Source organism: Rhodococcus sp. P4_F5, assembly GCF_056401315.1.
Window position 1 is genome coordinate 95,035 of sequence record NZ_JBFUJP010000001.1, and the last position, 19,634, is coordinate 114,668.

At 71.0% G+C, this 19,634-nt stretch carries 21 protein-coding genes; 9 read left to right on the plus strand and 12 right to left on the minus strand.

The window, feature by feature from the left end:
• Window positions 1-52: 52 nt before the first annotated feature.
• Both AC1DU4_RS00490 and AC1DU4_RS00495 read right to left on the minus strand, forming a co-directional pair.
• A complete protein-coding gene (locus tag AC1DU4_RS00490) occupies window positions 53-1,804 on the minus strand; it encodes a hypothetical protein (protein WP_477837427.1) in 1,752 nt (583 codons plus the stop codon).
• A gap of 173 nt (window positions 1,805-1,977) precedes the next feature.
• The gene (locus AC1DU4_RS00495; RefSeq protein ID WP_477837006.1) at window positions 1,978-2,562 is read right to left on the minus strand and encodes a TetR/AcrR family transcriptional regulator; all 585 of its coding nucleotides are present in this window, start codon (window positions 2,560-2,562) and stop codon (window positions 1,978-1,980) included.
• 53 nt (window positions 2,563-2,615) lie between these two features.
• On the opposite strand from AC1DU4_RS00495, the gene AC1DU4_RS00500 reads away from it, so the two are divergent.
• Entirely contained in the window at window positions 2,616-3,296 is a 681-nt protein-coding gene (locus AC1DU4_RS00500; RefSeq protein WP_477837008.1) for a lysophospholipid acyltransferase family protein, read from the plus strand.
• Window positions 3,297-3,304: 8 nt separating this feature from the next.
• On the opposite strand, the gene AC1DU4_RS00505 is transcribed toward AC1DU4_RS00500, so the two are convergent.
• Window positions 3,305-4,156: an aldo/keto reductase gene (locus AC1DU4_RS00505; protein ID WP_477837009.1), complete on the minus strand. Its 852-nt coding sequence runs from the start codon at window positions 4,154-4,156 to the stop codon at window positions 3,305-3,307.
• A gap of 59 nt (window positions 4,157-4,215) precedes the next feature.
• Between AC1DU4_RS00505 and AC1DU4_RS00510 the strand changes: the two genes are divergently transcribed.
• Window positions 4,216-5,856, plus strand: coding sequence for an ABC-F family ATP-binding cassette domain-containing protein (locus tag AC1DU4_RS00510; protein ID WP_477837011.1), 1,641 nt, complete (start codon window positions 4,216-4,218; stop codon window positions 5,854-5,856).
• Here the strand turns inward: AC1DU4_RS00510 and AC1DU4_RS00515 are convergent, their stop codons facing one another.
• The 4 genes from AC1DU4_RS00515 to AC1DU4_RS00530 all read right to left on the minus strand — a co-directional run bounded on the left by AC1DU4_RS00515 (window position 5,857) and on the right by AC1DU4_RS00530 (window position 9,719).
• Window positions 5,857-7,047, minus strand: coding sequence for a Dyp-type peroxidase (locus AC1DU4_RS00515; RefSeq protein WP_477837013.1), 1,191 nt, complete (start codon window positions 7,045-7,047; stop codon window positions 5,857-5,859).
• A complete protein-coding gene (locus AC1DU4_RS00520; RefSeq protein WP_477837015.1) occupies window positions 7,040-7,558 on the minus strand; it encodes a copper chaperone PCu(A)C in 519 nt (172 codons plus the stop codon). The genes AC1DU4_RS00515 and AC1DU4_RS00520 overlap by 8 nt, the downstream gene beginning before the upstream one ends.
• Window positions 7,555-9,027: a PepSY-associated TM helix domain-containing protein gene (locus tag AC1DU4_RS00525; RefSeq protein WP_477837016.1), complete on the minus strand. Its 1,473-nt coding sequence runs from the start codon at window positions 9,025-9,027 to the stop codon at window positions 7,555-7,557. The genes AC1DU4_RS00520 and AC1DU4_RS00525 overlap by 4 nt, the downstream gene beginning before the upstream one ends.
• Before the next feature lie 149 nt (window positions 9,028-9,176).
• Window positions 9,177-9,719, minus strand: a complete 543-nt coding sequence (locus AC1DU4_RS00530; protein ID WP_477837018.1) for a hypothetical protein — start codon at window positions 9,717-9,719, stop codon at window positions 9,177-9,179.
• Window positions 9,720-9,829: 110 nt separating this feature from the next.
• Between AC1DU4_RS00530 and AC1DU4_RS00535 the strand changes: the two genes are divergently transcribed.
• From AC1DU4_RS00535 to AC1DU4_RS00560, 6 genes are read left to right on the plus strand one after another with little or no spacing between them, the layout of a single operon-like run.
• The gene (locus AC1DU4_RS00535; protein ID WP_477837019.1) at window positions 9,830-10,147 is read left to right on the plus strand and encodes a helix-turn-helix transcriptional regulator; all 318 of its coding nucleotides are present in this window, start codon (window positions 9,830-9,832) and stop codon (window positions 10,145-10,147) included.
• On the plus strand, window positions 10,140-10,715 hold the full coding sequence (locus tag AC1DU4_RS00540; RefSeq protein ID WP_477837021.1) for a hypothetical protein: 576 nt from the start codon (window positions 10,140-10,142) through the stop codon (window positions 10,713-10,715). The genes AC1DU4_RS00535 and AC1DU4_RS00540 overlap by 8 nt, the downstream gene beginning before the upstream one ends.
• Window positions 10,694-11,596: an ABC transporter ATP-binding protein gene (locus AC1DU4_RS00545; protein ID WP_477837023.1), complete on the plus strand. Its 903-nt coding sequence runs from the start codon at window positions 10,694-10,696 to the stop codon at window positions 11,594-11,596. Before AC1DU4_RS00540 ends, AC1DU4_RS00545 begins: the two co-directional genes overlap by 22 nt.
• Window positions 11,593-12,801: an ABC transporter permease gene (locus tag AC1DU4_RS00550; RefSeq protein ID WP_477837024.1), complete on the plus strand. Its 1,209-nt coding sequence runs from the start codon at window positions 11,593-11,595 to the stop codon at window positions 12,799-12,801. Before AC1DU4_RS00545 ends, AC1DU4_RS00550 begins: the two co-directional genes overlap by 4 nt.
• Before the next feature lie 19 nt (window positions 12,802-12,820).
• Window positions 12,821-14,314 carry a carboxyl transferase domain-containing protein gene (locus AC1DU4_RS00555; RefSeq protein WP_477837026.1) on the plus strand — a complete coding sequence of 498 codons (1,494 nt, stop codon included), beginning with the start codon at window positions 12,821-12,823 and terminating at the stop codon, window positions 14,312-14,314.
• On the plus strand, window positions 14,311-15,372 hold the full coding sequence (locus AC1DU4_RS00560) for a hypothetical protein (RefSeq protein ID WP_477837027.1): 1,062 nt from the start codon (window positions 14,311-14,313) through the stop codon (window positions 15,370-15,372). Before AC1DU4_RS00555 ends, AC1DU4_RS00560 begins: the two co-directional genes overlap by 4 nt.
• On the opposite strand, the gene AC1DU4_RS00565 is transcribed toward AC1DU4_RS00560, so the two are convergent.
• From AC1DU4_RS00565 to AC1DU4_RS00575, 3 genes are read right to left on the minus strand one after another with little or no spacing between them, the layout of a single operon-like run.
• Complete coding sequence (locus AC1DU4_RS00565) at window positions 15,369-16,046, minus strand: GOLPH3/VPS74 family protein (protein WP_477837028.1); 678 nt, start codon at window positions 16,044-16,046, stop codon at window positions 15,369-15,371. The two genes, AC1DU4_RS00560 and AC1DU4_RS00565, sit on opposite strands and share 4 nt — an antisense overlap.
• 47 nt (window positions 16,047-16,093) lie before the next feature.
• Entirely contained in the window at window positions 16,094-16,954 is an 861-nt protein-coding gene (locus AC1DU4_RS00570) for a cytochrome c biogenesis CcdA family protein (RefSeq protein ID WP_477837030.1), read from the minus strand.
• Window positions 16,951-17,679, minus strand: coding sequence for a DsbA family protein (locus AC1DU4_RS00575; RefSeq protein WP_477837031.1), 729 nt, complete (start codon window positions 17,677-17,679; stop codon window positions 16,951-16,953). The genes AC1DU4_RS00570 and AC1DU4_RS00575 overlap by 4 nt, the downstream gene beginning before the upstream one ends.
• 148 nt (window positions 17,680-17,827) lie before the next feature.
• Between AC1DU4_RS00575 and AC1DU4_RS00580 the strand changes: the two genes are divergently transcribed.
• On the plus strand, window positions 17,828-18,361 hold the full coding sequence (locus AC1DU4_RS00580) for a hypothetical protein (RefSeq protein ID WP_477837033.1): 534 nt from the start codon (window positions 17,828-17,830) through the stop codon (window positions 18,359-18,361).
• Here AC1DU4_RS00580 and AC1DU4_RS00585 read toward each other — a convergent pair.
• Together AC1DU4_RS00585 and AC1DU4_RS00590 are read right to left on the minus strand one after the other, a co-directional pair.
• The gene (locus tag AC1DU4_RS00585; RefSeq protein WP_477837034.1) at window positions 18,262-19,212 is read right to left on the minus strand and encodes a M56 family metallopeptidase; all 951 of its coding nucleotides are present in this window, start codon (window positions 19,210-19,212) and stop codon (window positions 18,262-18,264) included. The genes AC1DU4_RS00580 and AC1DU4_RS00585 overlap by 100 nt on opposite strands.
• Window positions 19,209-19,583, minus strand: a complete 375-nt coding sequence (locus tag AC1DU4_RS00590) for a BlaI/MecI/CopY family transcriptional regulator (protein ID WP_477837428.1) — start codon at window positions 19,581-19,583, stop codon at window positions 19,209-19,211. The genes AC1DU4_RS00585 and AC1DU4_RS00590 overlap by 4 nt, the downstream gene beginning before the upstream one ends.
• Window positions 19,584-19,634 lie beyond the last annotated feature (51 nt).

Here is a 19,634-nt window from a genome sequence, read left to right on the forward strand (position 1 = left end):
GTTCTTGGGGAAAACTTGCAGCGCGCATGGACCGGCGGGACCGCGCGGTAATTCAGGACCTGGGGACCACCGCGCCGACCGGCCCGACCCCGACGCACAGCGTCAGTTCCGGGTCGAGCGTGCGCACCCGCACGTCCGGCCCACCGCCGTCGAGGTTGACGTAGACGGTGTTCAACCCGGCCCGCACCGGCACTGTCACCGGCTCGCCCTCCGCGAGGCCCACCTCGATCTCGCCGTCGCGGCTCGCCAGGTAATTCAGCTGCACCGCCCACTCCCAGCCGGCCAGCGGGCCGTTGAGCGGCAGCGCAGTCGGGGCATCGGTGACGTGGTAGCCGCAGCCCGGGACCGGCCCCTCACCGATCGCGCGCACCCAGCTCACCTCGGCGTCGACGATGTCGCCGGAGTCGGCCATCTTGCGCAGCACCGGCGTCGACGAGGCGAACTCCGGCCGGTCGGGCAGCGCGGCGAAGACGGAGCTTGCCATGTTGTGCGGGTAGGCCACCGGCAGCAGCACCCAGATCGACACCGGCTGGTCGAACATCGGCGCGTCGGCGTTCGCGGCGAGCGAGGTCTCGGCCCGGGTCAGGAAGTCCACGGTGGGGTTGTCCTCCCACCGCGGGAGGAAGGTCGCCGTGGACCACAGGCTGCTCGCGAAGAACGCCACCACCAGCCCCGAGACCAGCAGCACCGACCGGGGCCCGGCCGCGGCGGCTCGGCCCGACCAGCGTTCCCGGGTGGGGGCGCGCAGCACCAGGGCCAGCGCGATCGCGATCACCACGGCGCTGTCCGTCAGGTACCGCAGCGTCTGGCCGAGTTCGTAGGTGGTGTCCGGCGAGGACCGCGCGATCACCATCGCGGCCTCGGAGGCGAGCACGTACGCGGCGGTCGCGATCCACACCCAGGCGACGCGGCGTTTCCACGCAAGGGTCCCCGCCACGCAGGCGAGGACCGCGACGGCCGCCACCACGACGAGAGCCTCCGGCGGCACCGCCCACGGCGGGCTCGGCGGCCAGCGGTCCCACTGCCACGGCCCGCCCAGCAGCGTCGGGAACAGGCCCCGGTACTTCGAGTGACGCATCAGTTCGATCGTCATCTCGGGGGTGCGCTCGCCGGGGCGTGGGGTGACGACGAGTGCGTAGACGAGGGCCCAGCCCGCGACCACGACGGCGGACCAGGCCCACAGCCGCCGGCCCCGGACCAGCGCGGCGCGCAACGGTTTCCGGTGCCCGTCCACCCGGTACATCAGCGCGACGACGGCGAAGGCCACCACCGGCACCAGCACGGACTTCTCGAAGAAAAGCAGCGACGCGACGAACACCGCCAGCCCCGACCAGGCGTAGCGGGGCCGGCCGGTGCGGCACAGCAGCACCGCGTCCGCCGCCACCCAGGCCAGGCCGATCTGCATGGGCAGCGCGTTGAGGCCCGCCGCCCACCAGGCGAACGCGGGCAACGTCAACGGCGAGAACAGGTAGAGCGCAAAGGGAATCAGCAGGGTCGGCCGACGGCCGAGCAGCACGGTGAGCAGGCGCAGGACCGCCAGGGACGCGAGGGCCTGCAGGATCACCAGGATCAGTGCGGGCAGCGCCCACTGGTACGGGGCGAGGGTGTTCGCGATCCCGGCGACCAGGAACGCCGCCGGCATGAAGTGCCCGTCGTGGTCGTAGAGCAGGAACTCGGGCGAGAGCAGCGACATCGTGCCAGCGCGCCCGGTGAGGATCAGGTCGTCCCAGTAGTAGTAGCCGCGGGCCGCCACCACCCCGCGGACCAGCAGTTGCAGGGCCACCAGCACGGCGGCGACCTGCATGACCCGGGTGCCGGTCGGGCGCCACCAGGGAGCGCTGCCGCCGGACGGAACCGTGGGCGAGGACGCGGACTCGGTGGTGGGGACTGGCGCGCTCATCGGTCACCAACCCTAGCCGGACCCGGCCGGCGGTCGGGGTGCTGGAACTTTCGGCATGAACCAGCGCGGGAACTACGTCAGGAGAGGTGCCTGCGCACCACCTGGGCAACAACCTTCGGCAGATCGTGTGACGCCCCCACCAACCCCAAGCTGCGATTGGCCGTCAGGACCGCAATTCCGTGGAGGTTGGTCCACACCCCAATCGCCCTCTCCCTCGAGTCCTCGCACTCGGGGCAAGCCTCGGCCACCAGTCGCACGAGCGAGTCGAACAGCGGCAGGGTCTTCTCGCGAAGGTTTGCGCCGGCGCCTTCGAGAAGGTCATGTCGAAAGATCAGCTCGAACATGGCCGGACGACGCTCGGCGAACTGCACATACTCGAGCCCGAGGCGGATCAGCCGCTCCTCGGCCTGCACGTCGACCGCACCGAGAACCGGGCCGATGCCGGCAGCCAAGTCGGACAAGCCGGAAGCGGCTATCGCGGCAAGCAGTGAATTGTGCGTGGCGAAATACCTGCGCGGGGCCCCGTGTGAAACACCCGTCCGGCGCGTGACCGCGCGCAGGGTGAGCCCACCCACCCCCTCTTCTTCGAGCAGGTCGACACCCGCACTGACCAAACGCACACGAAGCGGCTCGCCACCAGTCACGTAGACATTGTCTACCATCGACTCGAGTAGACACTGTCTACTCGATTCGAGGCACGACCGAGGGGGTCACCATGTGGTACTGGCTTTTCAAATACCTGCTGATCGGACCGCTGCTGTGGCTGTTCGGACGCCCCGACGTCACGGGCACCGAGAACATCCCGCAGACCGGTCCGGTGATCCTCGCGAGCAATCACCTGACCGTCGCCGACTCGTTCTTTCTCGTGCTCATGGTTCGACGACGAATCACCTTCGTGGCCAAGAGCGAGTACTTCACCGGTTCCGGGGTGAAAGGCCGGCTCACGCGATGGTTCTACTCCGCGTCGGGCCAGGTGCCCATCGACCGCGCCGGAGCCGATGCGGCGCGCGGCGCGCTCGCCGCCGCACGAGGGATCCTCGACGACGGCGGCGTGTGGGGCATCTACCCGGAGGGCACCCGCTCACCCGACGGACGCCTCTACAAGGGCAAGACCGGAGTCATGCGGGTTGCTCTCGATTCAGGTGCGCCGGTCGTACCCGTCGTGATGCGCGGTACCGACACGGTCAATCCGCCGGGCAGTCGGCGGTGGCGGTTCGGCAAGGTACACATCACCATTGCCGAACCGCTCGACCTCTCCCGCTATCACGACCTGCGAGACAGCCGACCGGTCGTCCGCGCCGCCACCGACGAACTGATGAGCGTGCTTCACTGCCATTCCGGCCAGGAATACGTCGACCGCTACGCAGCCGACGTCAAGCGCGGCGCCGCCGGCTAGGCGTCTACCTACCCCATGTCGAACTCGTCGGGGTCCGGCCCCAGCCGGTTCCCGACGTCGAGCCCGGCGATGGCCGCCAGGTCGTCGGCATCGAGTTCGAAGTCGAACACCTCGAAGTTCTGCCTGATCCGGTACGGCGTCACGGACTTCGGAATCACCACGTTGCCCACCTGCAGGTGCCAGCGCAGCGTCACCTGGGCGGCCGACCGGCCGTGCTTGTTCGCGATGCGGGAGAGAACCGGGTCGTCGAGCAGTCCGCGGCCCTGCCCCAGCGGCGACCACGCCTCGGTGACGATGCCGTGCTCGGCGTGGAAGGCACGCACCTCCGGCTGCGCGAAGTCCGGGTGCACCTCAACCTGGTTGATCACGGGCACCACCCCGGTCTCGTCGATCAGGCGCTGCAACTGCGCGGGCTGGAAGTTGGACACGCCCACCGACTTGGCCCGGCCACTCTCCTTGATCTCCGCGAAGGCCCGCCAGATGGCGACGTAGTCCTCGCGCATCGCGCGCGGCCAGTGGATCAGGTACAGGTCCAGGTAGTCGAGTCCGAGCCGGTCGAGCGAGGCGTCGAACTCGCGCAGCACGTTGTCCCGCGTCCACGTCTCCGCGGCGCCGTTCCACAGCTTGGTGGTGACGAACAGGTCCTCCCGTGCGATGCCGGAGTGCTTGATCGCGCGGCCGGTGCCGGCCTCGTTGCGGTAGACGGCGGCGGTGTCGATGCTTCGGTATCCGACGCTCAACGCGCTGGTCACCGCCGTGTAGCTCTCGTCATCGGGCACCTGCCACACCCCGAATCCGAGCTGCGGGACGGTGTTGCCGTCGTTGAGGGGCACGTTCGGTACTGAGCTCAGAGAGGTCATGGAACGGAACAACCGCTCGCGCCGGGAGGATGTTCCCCCGCTACTGAGACAATCGACTCATGAGCGCCACCCTGCACGCCGACGACCTCTCCGCATCCCGCGGCGACCGCACCCTGTTCTCCGGCCTCGACCTCGTCGTCACCCCCGGCGACGTGATCGGCCTGGTGGGCGCGAACGGGGCGGGCAAGTCCACCCTGCTCTCCATCCTCTCCGGCCACACCACCGCCGACGTCGAGGGCACCGTCACGTTGAGTCCGCCGCACGCGACGGTCGGCTACCTCGCCCAGGAACCCGAACGCCTGCCCGGCGAGACCGTCGAGGGATTCCTCGGCCGCCGCACCGGCGTCACGGAGTCCGAGGCGGAGATGAACGCGGCCGCGGAGGCCCTTGGCGAGCCGGGCGGCGACGACCGTTACTCGCACGCCCTCGAGCGCTGGCTCGGCCTCGGCGGTGCCGACCTCCCCGAGCGGGCCGAGAAGGTGCTCGACGACCTCGGGCTCGACGTCGGGTTGCAGGCCGAGATGACCGCCCTCTCCGGCGGGCAGGCCGCCCGGGCCGGGCTGGCCTCGCTGCTGCTCTCCCGCTACGACCTGCTGCTGCTCGACGAGCCCACCAACGACCTCGACCTCGACGGCCTGGACCGGCTCGAGCGCTTCGTCGACGAGGCCCGCACGGGCATCGTGGTGGTCAGCCACGACCGGGAGTTCCTGGCGCGCACCGTCACCGGGATCGTCGAGCTCGATCTCGCGCAGCAGCAGATCGCGGTGTACGACGGCGGCTACGAGTCGTACCTCGCCGAGCGGGAGATCGCCCGCCAGCACGCCCGCGAACGCTACGAGGACTACGCGGACACCAAGAGCGGCCTCGAGGATCGCGCTCAGATGCAACGCAACTGGCTCGAGCACGGCGTCCGGAACGCCCGCCGCAAGGCCAAGGGCGCGGACGGCGACAAGATGGGCCGCAAGGCTCGCGCGGAGTCCACCGAGAAGCAGGCCGCGAAGGCCCGCCAGACGCAGCGCCGCATCGAACGGCTCGAGGTGGTGGAGGAGCCCCGCAAGGAGTGGGAGCTGCGGATGGAGATCGCCAGCGCCCCGCGCAGCGGCACCGTCGTGGCCACCCTCAGCGGCGCGGTTGTTCGACGTGAAACATTCGCCCTCGGCCCGATCACCGCCCAGATCGAGTGGGGCGACCGGGTTCTCGTCACCGGGCCGAACGGTTCCGGCAAGACCACCCTGCTGCGACTGCTGCTCGGCACGCTCACCCCGGACGAGGGCAGCGCCACCCTCGGCAGCGGCGTCGCGATCGGCGAGGTGGACCAGGCGCGCGGGCTCTTCGTCGGCGACGAACTGCTCACCGAGGCGTTCGGCGCGGCGGTCCCCGACTGGCCGGACGCGGACGTGCGGACGCTGCTCGCCAAGTTCGGCCTGCGCGGAGCGCACGTGCTGCGGCCGGCGAGCTCCCTGTCCCCCGGCGAACGCACCCGGGCCGCGCTGGCCCTGCTGCAGGCGCGTGGGGTGAACCTGCTGGTGCTCGACGAGCCCACCAACCACCTGGACCTGCCCGCCATCGAGCAGCTCGAGCGGGCGATGGACGAGTACGAGGGGACCCTGCTGCTCGTCACCCACGACCGCCGGATGCTGGACACGATGCGCAGCACCCGGCGGTGGCAGATGGACGGCGGCAGGCTCACCGAATCCTGATCACCCGCCCAGCAACTGCTCCCCCAGGTACCCGCCCGGCTCGCAGCCGGGGGGTATCGCGAACACCGCCGAGCCGATCGGCGTCGACCAGGTGTTGAACAGGTCCGCGTCCGAGAGTCGTTGCTGCACCGGCACGAACTGGGCCTGCGGATCCGCCTGGTAGGTGACGAAGATCAGACCGGAGTCGGACACCGCCTCCCCTGCGGGCGCCTCGTCGTAGTTGTAGGCCCGCCGGTGGAACCGCTGCCCGGGATCGGCGGAGCGGGCCAGTGCGATGTGCGAGTTCGGCGCGATCACGGTGATCCCGCCCGCGTCCACCGCCCCGAAGTCCGGCTCGTCGTGCTCGGCGTCGCCGGTCAGCGGCGCCCCGTCGGACATCCGCCGGCCCATCACCACCTCGCGGCCGGGACGGTCCAACTCGTCCCAGGCGTCGAGGTCGAGGCGGATCCGCCGAATCACCACGGAGGTGCCGTCCGCCAGCCACGGCTGCTGCGCGCCGTCGTTCCAGACCAGCGTGTCGAAGTCCCCGGTGCCCCCGCGCGGGTTGACCGTGCCGTCCACCTGCCCCATCAGGTTGCGCATGGTGGTGCCCTCCGGCTCGGTGCCCCGGGCCCGACGGAACCCGCGTTGCGTCCAGCGGACGGTCGCGGTGGAGCGGGCGCCCTTGAGCAGCACCCGCAACGCGTGCGCCACGGTGACCTGGTCGTCGGAGCCGACCTGCAGCAGCAGGTCGCCGTCGTTCCACCGCTCCTCGAGCCGGTCGATCGCGAAGGGCGGCAACGGCTTCAGCCAGGACGGACGTCGTTCCTCCACCCCGGCCGCGCGGAACACGCCGGGGCCGAAGCCCACCGTGACGGTGAGTCTCGCCGGCCGCGTGGCCAGGTCCGGTTCGGTGTCGGCCAGCGCGCCCCGGCCGGCGGTGAGCCGTTCCGCGTCCGACGTCCACACCTTCAGCAGCCGCACCAGCCCCGCCCGGTCGACCCCCGGTCGCAGGTCCAGCCCGACGAAGGTGGTGTGCGCCTGCGGCGGGGTCGCGACGCCGGCCTGGTGCGCGCCGCGGAAGGGCACCACGGACGGGGCCGCCTCCGCCTCCCTGTTCCCGGTGACCGCCCCGGCGCCCCAGCCGAGTGCGGCGCCGCCGACGGCGACCGCACCCGCGCCGAACAGACGCCGCCGGCTCAGCTCAGCCACCGTGCGCCCCTTCGTCGTAGGACTCCCGCGCGCCCGCGAAATCTCGCACCTGCGCGGTGAACTCGACGTCGCCGGCGTCGGCGAACCGGAAGGTGAACGGGACCTCGGTGCCCGCCTGGATCGGCGCGGGCAGGTCGAAGAGCATCACGTGGTCGGCGCCGGGTTCGAGGGCGTACGAACCGTGCGGGGGCACCACGATGCCGCCCTGCTTGCGGCGCATCACCATCGCACCGCCGCTGTCGGCCATCTCGTGGAGTTCGACGCGCGGCGCGGCCGGGCTGCTCACCTCGGTGAGCAGCAGCTCGGAATCCGAGTTGTTCACCAGGGTGCCGAACAGTGCGGTCATCCCCGAGTCCGCGGCCTTCACCCACTGCTCGTCGAACGTGACCGAGGTCGCGGCCGAGTCCGCCTGCGGCGGCGCCGAACCCTGGTCGCCCGAGCAGCCGGCGACGGCGAGTCCGATGGTCGCGATGCCGGCGATCGCAAGACGGGAACGAGTGAACGTGATCATGACTGGATCTCCTTGTTTGCGAGCGTCTTTGACTGAGCAGGTGTCTTCGAGCGTGTGGATGCGACGAGCCCGAGGAGCACGTCGACGACCAGGAAGGCCGCGAGGGACAGGCCGAGCAGGGGAACGAACAGGCCGACGGCCACCGCGACGACGGCCACTACCGCGACCACCGGCAGGCGCTGACGGCGCAGCGCTCCGCGGCGCGGCGGGGCACCGAATTCGATGCCGGCCGCCCGGGTGGGCCGGCGCTCCCACCACATCAGGTAGCCGCGCACGACGAGGGTGATCAGCGCGACCGCGAGGGCCGCGAGCACCACCTGGTTGGCGAGGCCGAAGAGGGTGCCCATGTGCAGTGCGATGCCCCAGGAGGTGAGCTTGGCCGCGATCGGGCCGTCGGCGAAGTCCACCCGGTCGACGACCCGCAGCGTGTACCCGTCGACGGCGATCGAGTCGCCACCCGACTTCGCCGTTTCCTTCACCGTCCACGCGGTGGAGACGTCGGCGGGAATCCCGACCGACAGTTGACCGGTCAGCCCCTGGGCGCGGGCCACGTGCAGCACCCCGTCGATCGCGGTGACGTCCACCGGGTCGGCGCCGGACGCCGCGTGACCGGCGTGCTCGCCGCCCGCTGCCGGGGCGCCGTGCCCGTCGTGCTCTCCCCCGCCGGCCGCCTGGGCGCCGTCGAGCGAGGTGTTCAATGCCGGGGCATTCCAGCTCATCTCGCTGCGGACGGTCTTGATGTTCGCGCCGGCGTGGTCGGACCAGGACAGGCCGGTGGCCGAGAGGAACAGCAGGCCGAGCGCCGCCCAGGCACCGACCGCACCGTGCCAGTTGAGCGTCCGACGGCGGCCCGTGACCGAGCGGTCGACGGTCAGCAGTCGGGCCTTCTTCCCGCGGGCCCGGTCCGCGCGCGCCCTGTTCCACCACAGGTAGAGGCCGCCGAGGACGATGACGAACAGCCACGACGCCGCCAGTTCGGTGTAGAGGTTGCCGACGTCGCCGAGGTGCAGGTTCTTGTGCAGCGCGGACAACCAGGCCCGCAACGGCAGGTCACCGGAATCGGTCTCCAGCGCGCCGAGCACCGTCCCGGTGCCCGGGTCGACGAACACGCTCGTCTGCCCGGATCCGACGTCGGGGTCGGCGAAGAGCACGCGGGTGGTGCCGCCCGGGTCGGCGGTCTGCACCGACTGCAGCGCGGACGCCTCGCGACCGTCCAGTGCGGCCTGCACCTGGACGGACTCGGCGACGGGTTGCTCGGCGACGGGTGCGCGCAGGTAGCTCCCGTACACCCAGCTCTCGAGGGTCGGGGCGAACGCGTAGACGAAGCCCGTCAGCGCGGCGATCAGCAGGAAGGGGCCGACGAAGACGCCGGCGTAGAAGTGCAGCCGCAGCACCAGCGCGCGCAGCGGTCGGGGGTTTCGGGGTGGCGGCGAGTGTTCGCGCACGCCAGTGCTCTCGATGACAGTCATGAAGTCGCTCTCGTCGATCAGACAGGGCGAGGGTCCGCACGGCGTACAGGCACGGCGGCACCCTCGTAGGCGCGGACCCGACCGGTTTGGGGATCCGCGAAAGCCGCGCACCGGCCTGCTCGGCCGAGGGTGCGCGGGGTGAGGTGTGATCAGACGAGAACGGGTGGCCCACGCCGGGGGGTGGCGGCGCGGCACAGCGCGGAGACGATCGGGTGGACGTCCACGACGGGACGCCAGGTACGGGCCTGTTCGGCGACGGGGATCGCGGCGAAGAGCGCGGCGACGACGGCACGCAGGGCCGCCTCCGTGCGCGGACCGATCCGCTCGGCCGCGGCGATCGCGGCCGCACAGACCCCGATCGCGAGCACGTGGGCGGCGATCATGCCGGGGCTGGGCACTGCCGAGACAGAGGCGCCCGAATGGTGGCCGCCCAGGCCGAGGGTCAGGTGCGCCCCGACCTGTCCGGCCGCGAGGACCGCGACGAGCGCGGGCCTGCCGGAGCGGAGCGCGGGGATCGCGGCGCTCACGCCGACCAGCACCGCGGCGAATCCGGCGAGCAGCACCAGCGTGGAGCCGGACGGGAGTCCGCCGCCGGCGACCCCGTGCGCGGCGACCGCCACGGCGACGGTGACACCGCCGACGGCGGTGTCACGCACTCGGCGAGAGAGCTTCTCACCTGGGCCGACACGCATGAACGAACCGTACTACACCTCGTCGTACCCCTCGGATGCAGCCGCCGCGGCCCCGGGGTCGAATGCCGACAAACTTGACAGACTGTTGGGTTTTCCTAACACTTTGATGCATGAGTCCGGTACGGCGCGGGGAGTCCCGCCCCATCCACAACCGCATCGGCGTGCTGCGCGCCGAACGGTCGCTCAGCCGGGCCCGACTGGCCGAGCTGATCGAGGTCAACCCCCAGACGGTGGGCGCACTCGAGCGCGGCGACCACTACCCGAGCCTCGACCTGGCGATGCGGATCTGCGAGGTGTTCGGCCTGCCCGTCGAGGCCGTGTTCTCCCGGACCGAGTTCACGCCACTCTCGGACGTGGTCTACCGGCGGCCGGACCGCACCGACAACCACGCACACGACAACCAGGAAGGCGACGCCGCCGATGTCTGAGCCGAATCTCGTCGAGCGCTACCAGGCGTACCGGGTGCGCCGGTTCCTGGCGAACTCCGAGAAGTGGCGCGACATGCTTCCCGGCTGGCGCACCCGGCCGCGCCGCCGGGCACTGGTGACGGGCCTGGCGGTCACGTTCGCGCTGATGCTCGCGGTGGCGGTGGCGTGCCACTTCTCCGAGTGGGCACCGCTGCTGTGGCTGCCGGTGTGCGTGCTGTTCCTGCCCATCTGGACCTCGCTCGCCGTCGTCTCGGGCCGCCAGGGCGATGCACCGACCGAGGCCCTCGACGAGTGGGAGGTCCAGCAGCAGAACAGCGCCCGCTCGATCGCCCTGAGCATCACCCAGTGGCTGATGACGATCCCGGTGGCGTACCTGATCATCGGCAGCGTCGTCACCGGCGGCTCCCACACCACCATGGCCTATACCGGCGGACTGCTCACCCTCACCATGCTGATGGTCGGCGGCTGCCTGCCCACGATGATCCTGGCCTGGAGCCAGCCCGACCCCGAGCCCGACCCCGTTGCGGACCACCCAGAGGAGGCGGCATGCACGCCGGCAACACCCTGACCATCGACCGGATCTCCAAACGCTACGGCGACGTCGTGGCGCTCGACGACCTCAGCTTCGAGGTGCGCCCCGGCGAGATCTTCGGCTTCGTCGGCAGCAACGGCGCGGGCAAGACGACCACCATGCGGATCACCCTCGGCGTGCTGTCCGCCGACTCGGGCGAGGTCCGCCTCGGCGGGCGGCCAGTCGACCTCGACGTGCGCCGCACCATCGGCTACATGCCGKAGGAACGCGGGCTGTACCCGAAGATGAAGGTCGGCGCACAGCTCGCGTATCTCGCTGAGCTGCACGGCCTCTCGCGCCGCGATGCCCGCAGCGCGGTGGCCCGCTGGACCGAACGCCTCGGCATCGACACCCGCGTCGACGACACCGTCGACGCGCTCAGCCTCGGCAACCAGCAGCGGGTGCAGTTGGCGGCCGCACTGGTGCACGACCCCGCGGTGCTGGTGCTCGACGAGCCGTTCTCCGGACTCGACCCGGTCGCGGTGGACGTGATGAGCGAGGTGCTGGTCGAGAAGGCGGACGCCGGTGTGCCGGTGATCTTCTCGAGTCACCAGCTCGACCTGGTGCAGCGCCTGTGCCACCGGGTCGGCATCATCGCCGCGGGACGGATGCGCGCYGTCGGCACGGTCGAGGAGTTGCGCGGCGCCGGCCAGACCCAACTGGTGGTGCATGCCCCGTCCGCCCCCGACGGCTGGGCCGACCCGATCGACGGCGTGCGGACGCTGAGCCACCAGGACGGTCACACCGTGCTCGCCCTCGACCCGGGTGCCGACGACCAGGCCGTCCTCGCCGCCGCCCTGAGAACCGGCCCGGTACACGAGTTCTCGTTGCAACGCCCCTCCCTGACCGAACTGTTCCGAGAGGTTGTCGCCGCATGAGCGCCCCGACGTCACCCGCGCTGAGCCCGGCCCGCGCCGTCGGCCTGGTCGCCCGCCGCGAGTTCCTCACCCAGGTCCGCAAGAAGAGCTTCCTGATCAGCAACCTGATCATCCTGATCGCGATCGTCGGCGGCATCGCCGCGTATGCGCTGTTCTCCGGCACCAGCGAGCCCAGCCGCACCACCGTCGGGCTGGTCGGTGACCAGTCGTTGACCGCGGTACTCGTGTCCGTCGGCGACGCCGCGGGGACGCCGGTCGAGGTCCGCGAGTTCGGCGACGAAGCACAGGCCCGCGACGGCGTCGAGGCCGGCGACATCGAGGTGGCGGTGATCCCCGCCGCGGACGGATCCGTCACGGCTGTAACGGAATCGGAGATCGACGCCGGCCTTCGCATGGTCCTGGACGTGGCGGTCGCCGAGCAGGCCCGCGCGACCGAGCTCAGTGCACAGGGCGTCGACACCGCCGCGCTGACCGCGGCGACCGGCCGCGCGGTGGTCACCGTCGACACCCTGGACGCACCGGATCCCGAACGGGGCCAACGCCTCACCCTGTCGATCGCCGCGGTGGCGCTGCTGTACATGCAGATCCTGATGTTCGGCATGTACGTCGCGATGGGCGTCGTCGAGGAGAAGTCGAGCCGGGTGGTCGAGTTGCTGCTCTCGACGCTGCGGCCGCTGCAGTTGTTGTGGGGCAAGGTCATCGGCATCGGAACGGTGGGGTTGACGCAGCTGGCCGCGTACGGCGTGGCCGGCCTCGGCGCGGGACTGGCGACGGGTGTCCTCACCGTCACCGGCACCGCCCTGGGCGTGTTCGCGGGCACCCTCGGCTGGTTCGTGCTCGGTTTCACCTTCTTCGCGGTGCTCTACGCGGCGGCCGGGTCGATGGTCTCGCGCCAGGAGGACGTCAACTCCACCGCGATGCCGCTGACGGTACTGATCATGGCGATGTTCTTCACCGCGTTCTCGGTGGTGAGCGACCCGGACGGCACGCTGAGCAACGTGCTGAGCTGGATCCCGCCGTTCTCCGCGATCCTGATGCCGCTGCGGATCGCGGCCGGGGTGGCGAGCACGACGCAGGTGGTCGGGACCGTCGCGATCATGCTCGCGGTCACCGCGGCGCTGTCGGTGGGCGCGGCGAAGATCTACCAGCGTTCGGTGCTGCGGGTGGGCAAGACCGTGTCCTGGCGGGAGGCGTTCGGCCGCTGAGCGGGGTTATGGTCTGGCCATGAGTCAGCGCCTGTCCGCCCACGAGATCCTCGACCTGGTGCTCGACGCCGGCAGCTTCGTGTCCTGGGACACCGCCCCGATCGCGGTCGACACCGACGAGTCCTACCGCGCCGACCTCGACGCGGCGGCCACGAAGACCGGCCTGGACGAGTCCGTGATCACCGGCGAGGGCACCGTCCACGGCCGGCGGGTGGCCGTGATCGCCTGCGAGTTCGGCTTCCTCGCCGGGTCGATCGGCGTCGCGGCGGCCGAGCGGATCGTCGCCGCCGTCGAACGCGCGACCGCGCAGTCGCTGCCGCTGCTTGCCTCGCCGACCTCCGGCGGCACCCGCATGCAGGAGGGCACCCTCGCGTTCGTGCAGATGGTGAAGATCGCCGCGGCCATCACCGTGCACAAGGCCGCGCACCTGCCCTACCTGGTGTACCTGCGCAACCCCACCACCGGCGGGGTGTTCGCGTCGTGGGGTTCGCTCGGGCACGTGACCGTCGCTGAGCCGGGCGCGCTGGTCGGATTCCTCGGGCCGCGGGTGTACCAGGCGCTGTACGGCGAGAAGTTCCCCGAGGGCGTGCAGACCGCCGAGAACCTCTACCGCAACGGCGTGATCGACGGTGTGGTGCCACCGAAATGGCTGCGGCACCTCGTGATCCGTGCCCTCCGGGTGCTGACCGGCGAGTCCGACGCGGTAATGGACCCGCTGCCCGAGCCCGCACACATCCCGGACGTGCCGGCCTGGCAGTCGGTGATGCTCTCGCGGCGGGCCGACCGGCCCGGCATCCGGGCGCTGCTGCGGTACGCCGCCACCGAGCAGGTGCCGCTCAGCGGCACCGGGCAGGGTGAGGCCGACAAGACGGTGCTGGTCTCGCTGGCCCGGTTCCGCGGCGCCCCCTGTGTGCTGTTCGGACAGGACCGCAGCGGCCAGTCCGCGCAGCACACCATGGGCCCCGGTGCCCTCCGCGAGGCGCGTCGGGCGATGAAGCTGGCCGAGGAGCTGCGGATCCCGCTGGTGCTCGTCATCGACACCCTCGGTGCGTCGCTGTCGAAGGAGGCGGAGGAACGCGGACTCGCCCCGGAGATCGCGCGCTGCCTCGCCGACCTGGTCACCCTCGACACCCCGACGGTCTCGGTGCTGCTCGGCCAGGGCACCGGCGGCGGCGCGCTGGCCCTGCTGCCCGCGGACCGGGTGCTCACCGCGCAGAACGGGTGGCTGGCCCCGCTGCCCCCGGAAGGCGCCAGCGCCATCGTGCACCGCGACACCACGCACGCCCCCCGGATGGCGGCCGCCCAGGGCATCCGGTCGCTGGACCTGCTGCGCGACGGCATCGTCGACGCGATCATCCCCGAACTGCCGGACGCCGCCGACGAACCGGTCGAGTTCTCCAAACGGGTGGGCGCGGCGATCGCCCGGGAACTGGTCACGCTCGCCGCCGAACCCGCCGCGGACCGCCACACCTCCCGCATCGCGCGCTACCGCAACCTCGGGCTGCCCCGATGAGTCCCGCCGCGAGCGAGCACGACTACGACCACGCCGCGCTGGCCCGGTTCGAGCTGTTCCTGTTCGCGGCGGTGGCCACCGTGCTGATCACCCGCGCGTACCTCGCGGCCACCGGCTACCCGCAGATCGGCGGCGGCGCCCTGCACATCGCGCACGTGCTGTGGGGCGGGCTGTTGATGGCCGGGGCGCTCGTCGGGGTGCAGATCAGCCAGGGCAGCCGGGTCCGGGTCCGCGCCGCCCTGGTCGGCGGCATCGGTTTCGGCCTGTTCATCGACGAGATCGGCAAGTTCGTCACCGCCGACGTCGACTACTTCTTCCAGCCCGCCATCGCCATCATGTACGTCGTCTTCGTGCTGTTCTACCTGGTGGTGCGGGAACTGCTGCTGCGGCGGCCGCTGACCGACGGCAACCGCCTGGCGGTCGGCTTCGGCGCCCTCGCCGATCTCGCGCTCGGCCAGCTCGACGAGGTCCGGTACCGGTCCGCGCTGCGCGTCGTCGACGGGGTGCGGGACCCGAAGTTCACGGACCTCGCGGGCCTCGTCCACGCCGGGCTGACCTCGCAGACTCCGCCGACGCGGGGTCTCGAATCGAGGATCACTCACGCACGCGACACGCTCAACCGACGTTCGACGGCGGTCCTGTCGCACTGGCTTGTGCGCCGAACGGTCCTGGCGCTGTTCGTGTTACAGGCGGCGGCGTCCGTCGTCGGGGTGGTCGTCTCGCTGGTCGTCGACAGCACCTACGAGACCGACGACGTGGCCGACCTGATGGTGCAGTTGTCGAGCACGGTGACCGTCGTCCTGATCGTGGCCGGCGTGTGGTTCCTGTTCCGTGGCCCCTACCTGCGGTCCCTGCGGCTGCTGCGGGCGTCCATCGTGGTAAACCTGCTGGTGACGCAGGTGTTCCTGTTCGCCGAGAACCAGCTCGGCGCGCTGACCGGGTTCGCCCTCTCGCTGTTCCTGCTCGCCGTCCTGCGCATTGCCATCCGAACCGAGGAGGGCACCGCGTCCGCCGTAGCGCCGGAGTCCTCGGCGAGCAGCGCGGACGCCCCGGCCTAGGACGTGCCGCCCGCGGCGATCGACGGCACGATGACCGCGACCATCACCGCCGCATTGACGGCCTCGACCGCCTTGCGTACCGCGGCGCCCGCCCACTCCCCTTCGGCGATCTCCTTGGCGCGCTTGTTGATCGCGCGCCGGTCGCCGTCGGGAAACACCCTCGGCGTCGCGTCCACCGCGGCGAGCAGCGAGACCAGCGCGGAGGTCCGGGGCGACGGGTCGGCGCCGCCGATCACCGCGTCGCGCAGCTCGGCGCGGAGCCGACTTTCGTGGGTGTCGTCGACGGCGGGCCACACCGCGGTCGGGAAGATGCCGAGCAGCTTCGCCTTGGCCTCGCGCACCCAGCCCTTCGCCACGATCCGTTCGAGCATCGCCTCGCGCAGGCCCTTGTCCAGCTTCTCGATGGCCCGTTCCGGCTTCATCGGCTTGGACTCGCGCAACTGGGCGACCGCCCGTGCGAGGATCGCGTCGTCCGGGGTGGACTCGTGACGCAGCACCAACCGCCCCTTGCGCACCTCCTCGCCCTCCCCGGCCGGCTCGACCACGCCGTCGATCGCGAGTTCGAGCAGCACGGCGCCGGCGAGCACGCGCGGCAGCTTGGCGCCGTCCACGACGGGCTTTCCGGTCTCGTYGTCCAGGAGCAGCAGCAACAGGTCTTCGGCGAGCAGCGTCATGCCTCCCACGGTACGGCGGACCGGCCGGTGGAGCAGTTCGACGGTGTTCAGCGGTCGTTGCCCGGCGCCGGCTCCGACACCTTGGACTCGGACCGCCGCCGGCGCACGACCCGCACCGCCACCAGCGCGAACAGCACCAGCACGACCGCCAGCAGGATCCCCGCATCGGAAACCCGCTGCGCCCAGTCACTCAATGTCACCTGGAGCGAGAACTGGTCGTCCACCCCCATCACGCCGCCGAGGTTCGCAGTCCCGTCCGTGGCGAGGAAGAAGGCCCCGAGCGCCACGAACAGCAGACCCGACACCAGCGACGTCGTGTGTGTGCGCACCGGCCCGAGCGCGATCGGCCTGCCCCGCAACCACGGCCGCCGTCCCAGATCGAATCGGTCCCAGAGCAACGCCAGCACGAAGAGCGGGACGGTCATCCCCAACGCGTAGACGGCCATCAGCAGTCCGCCGTAGCCGGCACCGCCGCCGGCCACCGCGATCGTGAGGACGCTGCCGAGCAGAGGCCCCGAACAGAACCCGGCGAACCCGTACACGCCTCCGAGCGCGAACACCGACACGGTCCCGGAGATACGCACCGACCCGGCCGCGCGTTGCGCGGGAGCGAACGCGAATCCCCGGCCGAACACCGTCATGACACCGAGTCCGATCAGCACCAGACCACTGATCGTCGTCACCGTCTCACGGTGCTGGGTCAGCAGCGATCCCATCGCACCGAGACCGGCGCCGAGCGGCACGAGCACCACCGCGAGGCCGAGGTAGAACACCGCGGTCCGGGCGGCGAGACGCCCGACACCGTCGAAGGCGTACGCGAAGAAGGACGGCAGCAGCAATGCCGAACAGGGACTGACCAGTGAGAGCAGACCGCCCAACAGCGCACCGAGCAGTCCGACGTCGGTCACGGCAGTTGCCCACCGGTCTTCTCGATCAACTGCTCGAAGGCCGACAGCGGCTGGGCACCGAGCACGGGATAGCCGTCGATCACGAACGACGGCGTGCTCGCCACTCCGATCATGTTGGCCTCCAGTGCATCTGCGGCGATGTCCGAGTCCACCGAGGTGTCTGCGGCGTCACGAGCGAAGCGATCCAGGTCCGGCACGCCGGCCTGCTGCGCGAATCCCCGCAGTGCCGCCTGGTCGAAGGTCGGGTGTCCGCGATCCGGCGCCGCGGCGTACAGAGCCGAGTTGAACTCCCAGAACCTGCCCTGTGCGGCCGCCGCCCGACCGGCTCGCGCGGCGACCATCGACTCTTCCCCGAAGATCGGCAGGTCACGCCACTCGATCCGTAGCTTCCCGGCCTCGACGTACTTGTCGACGAGCTGGGGCTCGGTGTCGCGACTGAACTTCGCGCAGAACGGGCAGCGGTAGTCCGAGTAAACGACCATCACCACCGGCGCGTCGACCGCCCCCCGGGCCAGCGGATCCGCCTCAGTCCGGCGGGCCAGGTCCCCGACCGGCCCGATGCCCGGATCCGGGTCCGCCGTCGCCGTCGCCGATGCCGTCGATTTGTCCGGGGCGCCCGTCCGGTCCAGCACGAGAAGACCCGCCAGCACCAGAGCGACAAGGCCGAGCCCTCCGAGCAGCCACACGTCCCACCTGCGCCCGAACGGCCTGCCCTGCGACTTCATCCGAACTCCATTCGTTCCAGCACGTCGACCCACCACTACTGTCGGCGATGGTACATGGAACTACTACCCTTCTTAGTAGTTCATCAGGCTGCACCGACGAAGGGCTCTGAGCATTGTGGTCGAAAAATCCGGCAGTGGAACGTATTTGGTGCGCGCGCTCACGGCGGGTCTCGTGACCGTGATCGCGGTCGGCGTCCCGACGGACATCATCGACACCCCGTTCTTCGGACGCGAGGTGCCCGTGCGCTGGTGGGAGTACCCGGTCCTCGTGGCCACCGCGATCCTGACGGCTCTGTGGTTCGACATCCGCCCCGGAGCCCAGGAACGCCGACCGACCGGCGCGATGGCCGGGGTGGTGCTCGCGGTGTTCGCCGTGGGCTGCCCGGTCTGCAACAAGATCGTCCTGCTCGCGATCGGCACGAGCGGCGCCCTCGGGTTCTGGGCACCCCTGCAACCGGTGCTCGCGGTCATCTCGCTCGCGATGCTGACCGTCGCCGTCGTGCTGCGCCGTCGTCAGAGCCTGTGCGGTCCCGACTGCGCCGTCCCCGCCGAGCGCACCGCCGCGGACCGCGACGCCGCCGATCAGGCGCCGAGCATCGCGCAGTACGCCGCGAGCGCCGCGACCACGACCACGACGGTCCCCAACACCGGAAGCGCCGACAGGGTGAGCGCGAGCGGATAGTGCAGGACCTGCGCCCCACGGCGCGACGCGCGCTGCCCCGACAGCCACACCACACGATCCTCGACGAAGCCCGCGGCCGACATCGCCGCCGGCCGGGAGTCCCGCGGTTCGTCGCGCCATCGCTCCAGCGCCGCGCACACCGCTGAAGGACCACACGACGCGGCGGCCTGACGGTCCGCGGACAACTCCACCAGCACCCGAACCCACGTCGCGCCCACCCGCGCCAGCGGGACCACCGGGACGGCGGCGCTCAATGCGTCGGACCACGCCACCAACAGGTGATGGCGGCCTCTCAGGTGGGCGCGTTCGTGGGCCAGGATCGCCTCCCTGGCCGGCGGCTCGAGATCGATCACACCCGTTCCCAGCACGATCGCCGGGGAGCGGCCGCCGATGCTGTACGCCGCGACCCCCGGCCCGACGACGTGGAAGACGTCGCCGTCGGTCGAGTTCCGCCGTCCCACCAGGCGCAGCACCGACGCGTGCTCCTCGGTGACCCGGCGATGGCGGAGCAGACCCCGCGAGACGACCAGCGCGATCCTTCCGACCAGCAGCAAGCCGACAGCCCAGAGCGTCGCCTCGACTGCGAGAAACCAAGGAACAGTGCCGTTCTGGCGCAGGGAGCTGACACACGAGAGCGTCGACGAGGGCAGGAGGTGCCAGCGATCTCCAGGCCGCACCCACAGGACGAGTGGCACGGCCGCCACCGCACCGACGAACAGTGCCTGCGACGTCAGCCAGGCCGCGAGGGCCACCCGCGGGTGCCGGTGCGGCGCCGCGAGCAGGCCGAGCCAGTGCGGCGCCGCGAACCCGAGAACCACCGTGGCGACCAGCAGGCCGATCGCGGCGATCACTCGAGACCGCCGCGTCGGCGCGTCTGCGTACGACGTGCGGCCCGACGCAGAATCCTCGACTCGTCCTCCGAGGCCGAGTTCGCGAAGTGCAGCATGACCTGTTCGGCGTCCCCGCTCGAGCGGAGCACCTGACGAAGCAGATCGGCCGCGGTCTCCTCCCGGCTGCGTGTGGCTCGGTACCGATAGGCCCGTCCGACGCGTTGCCGGGACACCATGCCCTTGGTGTGCAGATTGTCGAGCACGGTCATCACGGTCGTGTACGCAAGCGGCCGCGGGGGTTGCAGTCGATCCATCACGTCTCGCACGCGGACCGATTCGTCCACGCTCCACAGCACGTCCATCACCGCGGTCTCGAGGTCACCGAGCCCGATCACGCGGCCACCCCGGCGGCTCCCGGGAAGCCGAGCTTCTCGTCAGCGCGG

Coding starts and splice junctions, on each gene's coding strand:
- AC1DU4_RS00490 (WP_477837427.1), bottom strand. CDS start 1,804: ATGCAGGTCGCCGCCGTGCTGGTGGCCCTGCAACTGCTGGTCCGCGGG.
- AC1DU4_RS00530 (WP_477837018.1), bottom strand. CDS start 9,719: ATGCGTGTCGGCCCAGGTGAGAAGCTCTCTCGCCGAGTGCGTGACACC.
- AC1DU4_RS00560 (WP_477837027.1), top strand. CDS start 14,311: ATGAGTCCCGCCGCGAGCGAGCACGACTACGACCACGCCGCGCTGGCC.
- AC1DU4_RS00575 (WP_477837031.1), bottom strand. CDS start 17,679: ATGAAGTCGCAGGGCAGGCCGTTCGGGCGCAGGTGGGACGTGTGGCTG.
- AC1DU4_RS00510 (WP_477837011.1), top strand. CDS start 4,216: ATGAGCGCCACCCTGCACGCCGACGACCTCTCCGCATCCCGCGGCGAC.
- AC1DU4_RS00500 (WP_477837008.1), top strand. CDS start 2,616: ATGTGGTACTGGCTTTTCAAATACCTGCTGATCGGACCGCTGCTGTGG.
- AC1DU4_RS00555 (WP_477837026.1), top strand. CDS start 12,821: ATGAGTCAGCGCCTGTCCGCCCACGAGATCCTCGACCTGGTGCTCGAC.
- AC1DU4_RS00505 (WP_477837009.1), bottom strand. CDS start 4,156: ATGACCTCTCTGAGCTCAGTACCGAACGTGCCCCTCAACGACGGCAAC.
- AC1DU4_RS00535 (WP_477837019.1), top strand. CDS start 9,830: ATGAGTCCGGTACGGCGCGGGGAGTCCCGCCCCATCCACAACCGCATC.
- AC1DU4_RS00525 (WP_477837016.1), bottom strand. CDS start 9,027: ATGACTGTCATCGAGAGCACTGGCGTGCGCGAACACTCGCCGCCACCC.
- AC1DU4_RS00495 (WP_477837006.1), bottom strand. CDS start 2,562: ATGGTAGACAATGTCTACGTGACTGGTGGCGAGCCGCTTCGTGTGCGT.
- AC1DU4_RS00540 (WP_477837021.1), top strand. CDS start 10,140: ATGTCTGAGCCGAATCTCGTCGAGCGCTACCAGGCGTACCGGGTGCGC.
- AC1DU4_RS00550 (WP_477837024.1), top strand. CDS start 11,593: ATGAGCGCCCCGACGTCACCCGCGCTGAGCCCGGCCCGCGCCGTCGGC.
- AC1DU4_RS00520 (WP_477837015.1), bottom strand. CDS start 7,558: ATGATCACGTTCACTCGTTCCCGTCTTGCGATCGCCGGCATCGCGACC.